The organism is Enterobacter genomosp. S (genome assembly GCF_001631805.1).
Classification (GTDB): domain Bacteria; phylum Pseudomonadota; class Gammaproteobacteria; order Enterobacterales; family Enterobacteriaceae; genus Enterobacter; species Enterobacter quasihormaechei.
Map to the genome: position 1 here is coordinate 25437 of NZ_LVVA01000008.1, position 12271 is coordinate 37707.

Below are 12271 nucleotides of genomic sequence, written 5' to 3' on the forward strand. Positions count from 1 at the left end.
ACCTCAGGCCAGATTACGCACCCGTTCCGCGCGTAATCTGGCGGGATCGATGCAGCGCAGCGCGTGGGTAGGACAGACTTCGACGCAGGCTGGACCACCCTCGCGATGCGCGCATAAATCACATTTCAGCGCCTGAACGCGACCTTCCACGACCCGAACCTGCATTGCCCCGAACGGGCACGCCACCATACAGCTTTTGCAGCCGATACAGCGCGATTGCTCAACGAGCCACGCTCCCGCAGCACGGCGAATGGCCTGCGTCGGGCAGACATTGGCGCAGGGCACATCTTCACACTGATGGCAGCCCACGGCCGTGGTGAAAGCGTTTCCTTTAACCACCCTGATTCGTGACGTAAACGCGTCTGGCGCGGCGCTGCTTTGATGCGACATCATGCACGCCACCTCGCAGGTGCGGCATCCGATGCATTTTTCAGGATCCGCCATGATAAATCGGTTCATGGATAACGCCTCGCGCAGGTTAAAAGTCAGTTCCGTTGAATTATCGTTAGCGCATCATACCTTGCGTGCGAATCGTTAAGGATGCTGTGGGTCAAAGAGCGGGCGCGGATACTTTTAGCTTAGGGTAAATGCGGATATGTGTGGATGAAGGCTAATTAACTGCGGCCTGTTGCCCTCATCCCAACCCTCTCCCACGGGAGAGGGAGAACGTTAAGGCAGCACACGCCGTGCTGCCTCTGCAAGAAAAGCACTTCGGTTAGTAAATTGTGGATGCTCGCTGACAAAGGAATCAATCTTCACCAGCAAACGGCGAGGTATCGTAATATTGATGCGCTCTACTCTGCCTTCAAACTGTTTCATATTGATATCCACCAGCAACCATTGTCCGCCAATGAAATCCTCCGGATGACTTGCCAGATGCGCTTCAACCATACCCGGAAGTGGCAACATTTCATCCATTTCAAACAACGCTTCAAAATGGGCAGTTAATGCATCGCGTGCATCCTGAAAAGCATCATCCAGTGAATCCCCCGCAAAAAAACACCCCGGAACGTCAGGAAAGAAACCACTGGCGCTACCGTCGGAATCAGAATGAATGTAAGCCGGATAAAACATAACTACTCCTGATATCAGTGTTTAATTCCCGCCTGTCGCCAGATTTGTGCGAGAGTGCCTGGTTTAATGTCCTTTTTAGGATGTGGGACGGTAACCAACCCTTTTTGCACTGGATGGCGAAACTGATGACGGCTTCCCTTCGTTCTTACACATTTCCAGCCATGGCTAACCAGAACAGTAATGATATCCGCACTTTTCACATCCCAATCCTTCCCTGATTATACACATGATACACACCATCGCTACTGGGTTGAATGAGACTACCGCATTAAAAACGGCAGTGCAGCCAGACTTTAGCGAAACAGGAAGAGGCATCGAGAAAAGAAGAGGGAAGCTTGTCATGTTGCAGATAAAAATGCGGGCACTTTCGTAGGCCGGGTAAGGCGAAGCCGCCACCCGGCTTTAACCCGGCTCAGGCCATCCGCGACGGTCTGAGCCGGAAGTTTAAAACAGCCCCAGCGGTTTTTCGGCGTAGCTGACCAACAGACATTTCGTTTGCTGGTAGTGCTCCAGCATCATCTTATGGGTTTCACGCCCGATGCCCGACTGCTTGTAGCCGCCAAACGCCGCATGAGCTGGATAGGCGTGATAGCAGTTGGTCCACACGCGACCGGCCTGAATGCCGCGGCCCATTTTGTAGGCCAGATTACCGTTACGGCTCCAGACGCCCGCCCCCAGACCATACTGCGTGTCGTTGGCGAGCTCCAGCGCATCGTCCATGGTTTTGAACGTCGTGACCGCCAGCACTGGCCCAAAAATTTCCTCCTGGAATACACGCATGTTGTTCTGACCGAACAGGATGGTCGGCTCAAGGTAGTAGCCCTCCTGTAAATCGCCGCCCAGTACCTTACGACGTCCGCCGGTCAACACATCGGCCCCCTCTTTTTTACCGATGTCGATATAATTGAGGATGGTTTCCAGCTGGCCATGCGATACCTGTGCCCCCATCTGGGTGACGTTATCCAGCGGGTTACCGCTGCGGATCGACTCCACGCGCCGGATCGCCCGCTCCATAAAGCGCTCATAAATGGATTCCTGAACCAGCGCGCGGCTCGGACAGGTACAGACTTCACCCTGGTTGAACGCGAACAGCGCAAACCCTTCCAGCGCTTTGTCGAAGAAGGCGTCCTCTTCATCCATTACGTCGGCAAAGAAAATGTTCGGCGATTTGCCGCCCAGCTCGAGCGTGACCGGAATAATGTTCTGGGTCGCGTACTGCATGATCTGCTGACCCACTTCCGTTGAGCCGGTGAACGCCACTTTGGCGATACGTTTTGAGGTGGCAAGATATTCCCCAATTTCGCCCCCGGCCCCGTTGACCACGTTAATGACGCCCGGCGGCAACAGATCGCCAATCACCTCCATCAGCAGCAGCACCGAAAGCGGGGTTAAGCGCGCAGGTTTCAGCACAACGCAGTTGCCCGCCGCCAGCGCGGGGGCCATTTTCCAGCTCGCCATCAGCAGCGGAAAGTTCCAGGGAATGATTTGCCCCACCACGCCCAGCGGCTCGTGGAAGTGATACGCCACGGTGTCGCCGTCCACCTCGCTGATCCCGCCCTCCTGGGCACGAATGCAGGAGGCAAAATAGCGGAAATGGTCAATCGCCAGCGGGACGTCCGCCGCCATGGTTTCGCGGATCGGCTTGCCGTTGTCCCACGTTTCTGCCGTTGCCAGCAGCTCCAGATTCTGCTCCATCCGGTCGGCGATTTTGAACAAAATGGCCGCCCTGTCCTGTACGGAGGTCTGTCCCCATTTATCCTTCACCTTATGTGCCGCATCCAGCGCTAAATCAATATCCCGCTTACCCGAACTGGCAATTTCACATAACGGCTGGCCGGTGACGGGCGTCAGGTTGGAATAGTATTCACCGTCGACGGGTGCCACCCAGTCGCCACCGATAAAGTTGTCATAGCGGGGCTTGAGCTTAAGGGGAAAACCATACTCGCCAGGCTGGATACGCGATGAGGGAGGATTGTTTGTCATGACCGTCTCCTTGCAGTAGGTGTACAACAAGGGTAGTTCCGGCTGGTGATTTTCTCGCCAGCGGGTAGCGGGTTTACGAGCCGCATCACGGATTACCGTACTTTACGTTTCGTTTCTGCCGCCGGAGCCATAATTAATAGTTCAGGGGCTCATGAGGAACGATGCAATGCAGCTATTTATCGGCTTTGACGTGGGTGGAACCCACATCAAACACGGCGTAATTAACGAAAACGGCGAAGAACTGACATCCGATGAATATGATACGCCGGACGATGAAAGCACCTTCAAAGAGAAGTGGAAAGCGGTGGTGGATAAGTACTGCCAGGAGCACGAGATCGCCGGCATTGGCGTGAGTTTTCCGGGACACATCAATCACCACACCGGCGAAGCGGCCAAAGCCGGGGCGCTGGACTATCTTGACGGCGAAAACCTGTGCGAACTGTTCGCACAGCTGACCGATCTCCCCGTGACAATCGAAAATGATGCCAACTGCGCGGCGCTGGGCGAGCGCTGGCAGGGCGCGGGCAAGGACTATGAGCATTTCGTCTGCATCACCATCGGTACCGGCATCGGCGGCGGTATCGTCATGGAGGGCGATCTCTACCGCGGATCGCACTATCGGGCGGGTGAATTTGGCGTGCTGCCCGTGGGCAATGAGGGCGAACCGATGCATGAAGTGGCGTCCGCCAGCGGCCTGATGAAAGCCTGCCGCCGCGCGCTGGCCGTGTCGGAAGACGAAATGCCTGACGGCGAGGAGCTGTTTAAACGCATGGAAAGCGACGTGCATCTGCGCGAGGCCATTGAAGAGTGGGCGCACTTTTTGTCGCGCGGCATCTACAGCGTGATCTCTATGTTCGATCCGCAGGCGGTGCTGATTGGCGGCGGCATTAGCGAGCAGGAGAAAATCTATCTCCTGCTGGATAAATACTTACAACGATTCGAGGAGTGGGAGGCGCTCCGGGTGCCCATCCTCCCCTGCGAGCTGGGCAACCAGGCGGGAAGGCTAGGTGCGGTCTGGCTGGCTAAGCAGAAGCAGGCGCGCAGCGCTTAACGCTTACGGAAATAACTGCGCGTCGCGGAGCACATGGTCATTGCCGCGACGACGCGTAAACCCGATGCGGTTGAAGTACTCCAGGATCTGAATCGCCAGCTTGCGTCCCACGTTCAGCCGATCGCGGAAGTCGGCGGCGCAGGTCGATCCGCGCGCATGATCCAGCTCGCGGATCAGGTTCGCAAACGCCACGATCCGATCGTTACGGTAATAACGATCTTTCACGATCGCCACAATCATGCCCTGCTGGGCCGCATGGCGCAGTACCTGACGCATTAGCTGCTCATCGGTATGGGTTTCACGCGCCAGATCGCGTACCCACCACGGTTCATCGCCAAACAGCGCCGCCACCTTTTGCCACACCGCGTCCTGCTCGGCGGTAAAACCCGCCTTGTGTTCCGGCAGGTGCAGCCAGCCGTGATGGCTTGCGATCGCGCCGCTGGCGCGCATATTTTCAATCAGCAGCAGCACCAGCGCGTCGTCTTCCATTGGCAACGCCATGCGCCGCAGACGTTCACGGCCCGGGCCTGGCTCATCCTGATGCTGTTCATGGTAGGTCGCCAGCGTGCTCAGCACCTTACGCTGCCAGCGCGCCGCCACCGGCGCGTTCAGCAGGCTATTACCGGCCTGAATAAAACCTGGCTCCTGCGTCAGAAGCCGCAATCCTTCGCCGCTGAGCTGGCGCGCCCAGGCGAACGCAGCCAGATCCACCGCACCACGCTCAAGGTGGATATCTAACGCAGACTTATCATCGCGGGCCTTCGCCAGCGCGCCCAGCCACTGTAAATACTCGGGCTTACGCTTGCCGCGACGGGGCGGATTAAGCATGACCACGCGCGCGCCCGCCAGCGTTTCCCGCGCCGAAATATCGCGCAGGACCAGGCGGTCGTTATCCGCCAGCCAGAGCGGGGAGTCGAACACCAGTTCGGCGAGATCGTTTTCCAGCAGCGACACGCGTCCGGTGATGTGGCTGGCCGCGTGGTGGATATGCAGCGGCTGCCACTGGGTCAGCGGCGTGTGGGTCTGGAGTGAAACGATAATCCGTTCAGAAGGCTCCGGCGGCGCGTCAGCCAGCAGCCAGTCGCCGCGGTTAAGCTGATCTTTTTCGGCATCACCGGCAATATTCAGCGCGATACGCTGCCCGGCGTGGGCCTGTTCCACCGGCTGGTTTTGCGCGTGAAGCCCGCGCACGCGCATCGGTTTATTCACGCCCGTCAGCCACAGGGAATCGCCCACGTTCACTTCGCCGCTCAGCGCGGTGCCGGTCACCACCAGCCCAGCACCTTTTACGGTGAACGCCCTGTCGATCGCCAGACGGAAGCGGTGATGGCTGGCATGTTCACGAGGCGGAATCTGCTGCAAATGGTCGCGAAGGGCGTCGATACCGCGGCCTTCTGTCGCCACGGTGACAAACAGTGACGCATCCTTAAAACCGTATTCATCGAGCGTTGCCAGCACCTCTTTACGCACCTCGTCGATTCGCGCCTCATCCACACGGTCCGCTTTGGTGAGGGCGACGGTCAGCTGCGGGCTGCCCGTCAGTTGCAGGATCGCCAGATGCTCGCGCGTTTGCGCCATCACCCCGTCATCGCACGCGACCACCAGCAGAGCGTGATCGATCCCGCCCACGCCCGCGAGCATATTGGAAAGAAACTTCTCGTGGCCGGGCACGTCGATAAAGCCCAGCACGCGGCCATCGGGCAGCGGCCAGTAGGCGTATCCCAGGTCAATGGTCATGCCGCGCTTTTTCTCTTCCGGCAGGCGATCGGCATTCACGCCCGTAATGGCCTGCAATAACGTGGTTTTGCCGTGGTCAACGTGACCGGCGGTGGCAATAATCATTTCAACATCATCTCCAGAAACCGCACTTCATCTTCCAGACAGCGTAAATCCAGCCACATGCGACCGTCACCGATCCGGCCAATCACCGGCGTCGGTAATGCACGCCAGCGCGCCGACAGCGCCTCAAGCTGGCTTCCGCGTCCGTCGCGCGGGGTGAACGTCAGCGCTTCGCTCGGTAATCTGTCCACCGGCAGCGAGCCGCTGCCAATTTGCGACAGGCAAGGCTCGATACGAACATCAAATTCAGGGTAGTGAGGAGCAATCTGCGGCAGTAGCGCTTCCGCCTGCGCGCGAATGGAGGCTGCACAACGGCTTAGCAAACGCAACGTGGGCAGGCGGTCAGCCAGTTTCTCCGGGTGAAGATAGAGCCGCAGCGTGGCTTCCAGCGCGGCCAGCGTCATTTTATCGGCCCGCAGGGCGCGCTTGAGCGGATGTTGCTGTAGCTGCGCAATCAGCTCGCGCCTGCCGACGATAATCCCCGCTTGTGGTCCACCCAGCAGTTTATCGCCAGAGAAACTGACCAGGCTTACGCCCGCGGCAACCATTTCCTGCACCATCGGCTCTTTTGGCAGACCGTACTGGCGCATATCCACCAGCGACCCGCTGCCGAGATCGGCGATCACCGGCACGTTAAGCTCGCGCCCAATGGCAGCCAGCTCGGCTTCATCCACCGTTTTGGTGAACCCCTCGATATGGTAATTGCTGGTATGCACTTTCATCAGCAGCGCGGTGTTTTCATTCACCGCCGCGCGATAATCTTTAGCATGGGTACGGTTGGTTGTGCCCACTTCATGCAGCGTGCAGCCCGCCTGGCGCATGACATCCGGAATACGAAATGCCCCGCCGATCTCCACCAGCTCGCCGCGAGAGACGACAACCTCTTTCCCGCTCGCGGTAGCCGCCAGCATCAACAGCACCGCCGCCGCGTTATTATTCACAATGCAGGCATCTTCCGCGCCGGTGATCTGGCAGAGCAGATCGGCCAGCGCACGATCGCGATGCCCGCGCCCGGCGCCGTCCAGATCGTACTCCAGCGTCACCGGCGAGCGCATGGACCGGGTGACGGCCTGTATCGCCTCTTCTGCCTGTTGTGCACGGCCCAGATTGGTGTGCAGAACCGTGCCCGTCAGGTTAATGACCGGGCGCAATGCGCTTTGCGCGCGCTCATTCAGCCTCCGTTCAACTTCCTGCTCCCACGCCATGCACCAGCCAGGAAGCGCGTTCTCAGCCTGAATATGGCGGCGCGCGTCATCCTGAAGCTGGCGTAGCATGTCGACCGTTGCAGTATGGCCAAACTGCGCCAGCACCGCGGCTATGCGCGGTTCACGAAGCAGACGATCGATTGCGGGGATCTGGCTGTAGAGGGAATGATGAGTAGTCATGAATGCGCCTGGCGAGTAAATATCTTCCCCCCTCCCGACGGGAGAGGGAGTTAACATGTGGGGGGATTGTACCGCCTCCTGCCGGGAAGTGTTATAACCCGCATCAAGCCTTTGGTGGTTCGGTACGGGCAAAACTTTCGCGCTGGAAGAGCGTCTCCGCCAGCTTAACCAGCAGCGGGCGATCCACGCACCACCCCGGCGAGACCCGGCGGAAATTGAGGTAGCCAATGGCGCAGGCGATGGCGATCGTCGCCAGATTCAGGCTATCGCTTTGGATTTTACCGTCGCGGATCAGCTGTTCACACCTATCCAGGCTGCGGCTGATTTTTTCTCTCTGACGCAGCAGTTCATCCTCTGACTGCTGTGCGGCGGGCCTCGCCTGCTCGCGCACGGACGTTAATGCTGCGTCCATAATGCCATCGGCCAGCGCTTCAATTTGCTTCACCGCCAGCGCCGCTTTTGGATCCGCCGGCAGCATGGCTGGCGCAACGCCAAGCAGCTCAATGTATTCCGCAATGATCGGGGAATCAAACCAGTAGTCACCCTCGTCCGTGACCAGCGCCGGAACTTTACCCAGCGGGTTGTACTGCGCAACGCCGTTCTCAGCGTTGTAGGGCTGTTCATTCACGAATTCAAATTCAATCCCTTTCTCCAGCAGGAGAATCGAAATCTTACGCACGAAAGGACTGGTATAACTGCCGATGAGTTTCATTGCTTATCCTTAATGCCCACAAAGAGGTCAGTATGGATCACGCCGTGAAAAAAGGCAGGTATGCGTATCGCATTCCTGACCTCAGGCGATACGGGAGGAATCCGCATAAAAATATTTTGTGAATCAAGTCACAATCCAGAAACAAACCGCCAACTTAGCAATGTGATTATTATCACAAAAATGGCGCTAACCTGGCGCAATTTTGCGCGATGTATTTTTTTTACACACTTATTATGTGATCGTCGTCACTTCATTAATCACCACACCCCCTACATTTACGTGACTGCGATCACACAAAATTTCGCTGTCTGGACAGTTGAACGATTCAGTGCCAGATTTCACAGCATCAGAACAGGGCCCGGCTACCTCTGCCGCCGCACATTAACGATAAACCTCGGGCCATAAGCCTAAGCGTAAACATAAGAAGGGGTGTTTTATGTCATCCGATTTCAAGATCAAAGTGCAAAGCTTTGGTCGTTTCCTCAGCAACATGGTGATGCCAAATATCGGCGCGTTTATCGCGTGGGGTATTATCACCGCATTGTTTATTCCGACAGGGTGGTTGCCTAACGAAACGCTGGCGAAACTTGTTGGCCCAATGATCACATACCTGCTGCCGCTGCTCATCGGTTATACCGGTGGTCGTCTGGTGGGCGGTGACCGCGGTGGCGTCGTGGGTGCCATCACAACCATGGGCGTGATCGTCGGTGCGGATATGCCGATGTTCCTCGGTGCGATGATTGCCGGTCCTCTGGGCGGCTGGGCGATTAAGAAATTCGACGTCTGGGTTGATGGCAAGATCAAGTCCGGCTTCGAAATGCTGGTGAACAACTTCTCCGCGGGCATCATCGGGATGATCCTCGCGATTCTGGCGTTCCTCGGCATTGGTCCGGCGGTTGAAGTGCTGTCCAAACTGCTGGCGGCGGGCGTTAACTTCATGGTGGCGCACGACATGCTGCCGCTGGCGTCTATCTTCGTTGAACCGGCGAAAATCCTGTTCCTTAACAACGCCATTAACCACGGTATCTTCTCCCCGCTGGGTATTCAGCAGTCTCACGATCTCGGCAAGTCCATCTTCTTCCTGATTGAAGCCAACCCGGGTCCGGGCATGGGCGTTCTGCTGGCGTACATGTTCTTTGGTCGCGGCAGCGCGAAACAGTCTGCTGGCGGCGCGGCTATCATCCACTTCCTGGGCGGTATCCACGAAATTTACTTCCCGTACGTGCTGATGAACCCGCGTCTGATCCTGGCCGTTATCCTCGGCGGTATGACCGGCGTGTTCACTCTGAACGTGCTGGGCGGCGGTCTGGTGTCCCCTGCTTCTCCGGGCTCTATCCTGGCGGTGCTTGCGATGACCCCGAAAGGCGCTTACTTTGCAAACATCGCGGCAATCTGTGCGGCCATGGCGGTCTCCTTCGTGGCATCCGCTATCCTGCTGAAAACCAGCAAGGTGAAGGAAGACGACGATATCGAAGCGGCAACCCGCCGTATGCACGACATGAAAGCCGAATCCAAAGGCGCTACGCCGCTGGCGGCTGGCGATGTCTCTAACGACCTGAGTCACGTGCGTAAAATCATCGTTGCCTGCGACGCCGGTATGGGTTCCAGCGCAATGGGTGCCGGCGTGCTGCGTAAGAAAGTACAGGATGCGGGTCTGACCAACATCTCCGTGACCAACAGCGCGATTAACAACCTGCCGCCGGACGTTGACCTGGTGATCACGCACCGCGATCTGACCGAGCGCGCCATGCGTCAGGTGCCGCAGGCGCAGCACATTTCACTGACCAACTTCCTGGACAGCGGCCTGTACACCAGCCTGACCGAACGTCTGGTTGCGGCCCAGCGCCATGAAGATAACGAAGTGAAGGTGCGCTCCAGCCTGCAAGACAGCTTTGACGAGAGCAACGCGCATCTGTTCAGGCTGGGCGCGGAAAACATCTTCCTTGGCCGCACCGCGACCAATAAAGAAGAGGCGATTCGCTTCGCCGGTGAGCAGCTGGTGAAAGGCGGCTACGTTCAGCCTGAATACGTTGACGCGATGCTGGAGCGTGAAAGGCTGACGCCAACCTACCTGGGTGAATCCATCGCGGTTCCTCACGGTACGGTTGAAGCGAAAGACCGCGTACTGAAAACTGGCGTGGTGTTCTGTCAGTATCCTGACGGCGTGCGCTTCGGTGAAGAAGACGACGACATCGCCCGTCTGGTGATTGGTATCGCTGCTCGCAACAACGAGCACATTCAGGTGATTACCAGCCTGACCAACGCCCTGGATGATGAAACGGTCATTGAGCGTCTGGCTAACACCACCAGCGTTGAAGAAGTGCTGGCGTTGCTCAACAAATAACAGCGTCTCTTCCCTCTCCCCACCGGGGAGAGGGCTAGGGTGAGGGGAAAACGTTTCTCACCCCAGCCCTCTCGGGTAAAAACATTGATGAAGGTTAATACTATGAAAGCATTACATTTTGGCGCAGGTAATATTGGTCGTGGCTTTATCGGTAAACTGCTGGCAGACGCGGGCATTACCCTGACATTCGCCGATGTGAATCAGGTGGTTCTGGATGCCCTGAACGCCCGTCATAGCTATCAGGTACATGTAGTCGGTGAAAACGAGCAGGTTGAAACGGTCTCTGGCGTGAACGCGGTGAGCAGCATTGGCGACGACGTGATTGACCTGATCGCCAGCGTTGATCTGGTGACCACCGCCGTGGGTCCGGTAGTGCTTGAACGTATTGCTCCTGCGGTCGCGAAAGGCCTGACGAAGCGTAAAGCACAGGGCATTGAAACACCGCTGAACATCATCGCCTGTGAAAACATGGTGCGCGGCACCACGCAGCTGAAAGGCCACGTTATGGCGGCCGTGGCTGAGGAAGATAAAGCCTGGGTTGAAGCGCACGTCGGGTTTGTGGATTCCGCCGTAGACCGCATCGTTCCTCCATCCGAATCCGCCACCAACGATCCGCTGGAAGTGACCGTAGAAACCTTCAGCGAGTGGATCGTCGATAAAACCCAGTTCAAGGGCGCGCTGCCGACCATTCCGGGAATGGAACTCACTGATAACCTGATGGCATTTGTCGAACGTAAACTCTTCACGCTGAACACCGGGCATGCTATAACCGCGTACCTCGGAAAATTGGCCGGTCATCAGACCATTCGCGACGCGATCCTCGATGAGAACATCCGTGCGGTGGTCAAAGGGGCAATGGAAGAGAGCGGCGCGGTGCTGATCAAACGCTACGGTTTTGATGCTGATAAACACGCAGCATACATCCAGAAAATCCTCGGTCGTTTTGAAAACCCGTATCTGAAAGATGACGTTGAGCGCGTGGGCCGTCAGCCGCTGCGTAAGCTGAGCGCGGGCGACCGCCTGATTAAACCGCTGCTGGGCACGCTGGAATACGGCCTGCCGCACGCCAACCTGGTGAAAGGGATTGCTGCCGCGATGCACTACCGCAGCGAGCAGGACCCGCAGGCGATTGAGCTGGCTCAGCTGATTGATGACAAAGGCGCGCAGGCTGCGCTGGCGCAGATTTCCGGTCTGGACGCCAGCAGCGACGTGGTTGCGGAGGCGGTTAACGCATACAACGCAACCAAATGATGCAGAATCCGGCGCAGGTGAGCCTGCGCCCGAATAACAGATTGTCAGATATGCAGGCAACAATGGAACAAACCCAGGCCTTTGAAAATCGTGTGCTTGAGCGTCTGAATGCTGGCAAAACCGTACGAAGCTTTCTGATTGCCGCCGTCGAGCTGTTAACCGAGGCGGTGAACATTCTGGTGCTTCAGGTGTTTCGCAAAGATGACTACGCGGTAAAGTATGCTGTTGAACCGTTGCTGGACGGAGACGGACCGCTGGGCGATCTGTCGGTGCGCCTGAAGCTGATCTACGGTCTTGGCGTGCTCAACCGGCAGGAGTATGAAGACGCCGAGCTGTTAATGGCACTGCGCGAAGAGCTCAATCATGACGGTAACGAGTACACCTTTACCGATGATGAGATCCTGGGGCCGTTCGGCGAGCTGCACTGCGTATCCGCCCTGCCTCCTGCTCCCCATTTTGATAACAGCGACCCTGAACTGTACGCGATGCAAAAGCTGCGTTATCAACAGGTTGTCCGCTCCACCATGGTGCTTTCCCTGACTGAGCTGATTTCTAAAATCAGCTTAAAAAAAGCGTTTCAGAAGTAAGCCCGCACACATTGGTGTATCCTTCCCTGTAAATTCCCCGTTTTC

Annotated in this window: 11 protein-coding genes; 4 read left to right on the forward strand and 7 right to left on the reverse strand. The window is 57.3% G+C overall.

The window, feature by feature from the left end:
- Positions 1–3: 3 nt before the first annotated feature.
- The 4 genes from A3466_RS06855 to aldB all read right to left on the reverse strand — a co-directional run bounded on the left by A3466_RS06855 (position 4) and on the right by aldB (position 3057).
- A complete protein-coding gene (locus tag A3466_RS06855) occupies positions 4–459 on the reverse strand; it encodes a 4Fe-4S dicluster domain-containing protein (protein ID WP_063449967.1) in 456 nt (151 codons plus the stop codon).
- A 210-nt stretch (positions 460–669) separates the two neighbouring features.
- Positions 670–1074 (reverse strand): type II toxin-antitoxin system HicB family antitoxin, encoded by a 405-nt coding sequence (locus A3466_RS06860; RefSeq protein ID WP_063449968.1) that lies wholly within the window; start codon positions 1072–1074, stop codon positions 670–672.
- Positions 1075–1088: 14 nt separating this feature from the next.
- On the reverse strand, positions 1089–1274 hold the full coding sequence (locus A3466_RS22210; protein WP_074160963.1) for a type II toxin-antitoxin system HicA family toxin: 186 nt from the start codon (positions 1272–1274) through the stop codon (positions 1089–1091).
- Between the two features lie 244 nt (positions 1275–1518).
- A complete protein-coding gene (aldB, locus tag A3466_RS06865) occupies positions 1519–3057 on the reverse strand; it encodes an aldehyde dehydrogenase AldB (RefSeq protein WP_063449969.1) in 1539 nt (512 codons plus the stop codon).
- Positions 3058–3223: 166 nt separating this feature from the next.
- Here aldB and A3466_RS06870 point away from each other — a divergent pair, with 166 nt between their 5' ends.
- Positions 3224–4108, forward strand: a complete 885-nt coding sequence (locus tag A3466_RS06870) for an ROK family protein (protein WP_063449970.1) — start codon at positions 3224–3226, stop codon at positions 4106–4108.
- 3 nt (positions 4109–4111) lie between these two features.
- On the opposite strand, the gene selB is transcribed toward A3466_RS06870, so the two are convergent.
- The 3 genes from selB to A3466_RS06885 form a co-directional block, all read right to left on the reverse strand.
- Positions 4112–5950 (reverse strand): selenocysteine-specific translation elongation factor, encoded by a 1839-nt coding sequence (selB, locus tag A3466_RS06875; RefSeq protein WP_063449971.1) that lies wholly within the window; start codon positions 5948–5950, stop codon positions 4112–4114.
- Complete coding sequence (gene selA / locus A3466_RS06880) at positions 5947–7332, reverse strand: L-seryl-tRNA(Sec) selenium transferase (RefSeq protein WP_063449972.1); 1386 nt, start codon at positions 7330–7332, stop codon at positions 5947–5949. Before selA ends, selB begins: the two co-directional genes overlap by 4 nt.
- Positions 7333–7435: 103 nt before the next feature.
- A complete protein-coding gene (locus tag A3466_RS06885; protein ID WP_063449973.1) occupies positions 7436–8044 on the reverse strand; it encodes a glutathione S-transferase in 609 nt (202 codons plus the stop codon).
- Between the two features lie 436 nt (positions 8045–8480).
- Between A3466_RS06885 and A3466_RS06890 the strand changes: the two genes are divergently transcribed.
- From A3466_RS06890 to mtlR, 3 genes are all read left to right on the forward strand, one after another.
- Positions 8481–10388, forward strand: coding sequence for a PTS mannitol transporter subunit IICBA (locus A3466_RS06890; protein ID WP_063449974.1), 1908 nt, complete (start codon positions 8481–8483; stop codon positions 10386–10388).
- Positions 10389–10490: 102 nt separating this feature from the next.
- The gene (gene mtlD, locus A3466_RS06895; protein WP_062935822.1) at positions 10491–11639 is read left to right on the forward strand and encodes a mannitol-1-phosphate 5-dehydrogenase; all 1149 of its coding nucleotides are present in this window, start codon (positions 10491–10493) and stop codon (positions 11637–11639) included.
- On the forward strand, positions 11636–12226 hold the full coding sequence (mtlR, locus tag A3466_RS06900; RefSeq protein WP_063449975.1) for a mannitol operon repressor MtlR: 591 nt from the start codon (positions 11636–11638) through the stop codon (positions 12224–12226). The genes mtlD and mtlR overlap by 4 nt, the downstream gene beginning before the upstream one ends.
- Positions 12227–12271 lie beyond the last annotated feature (45 nt).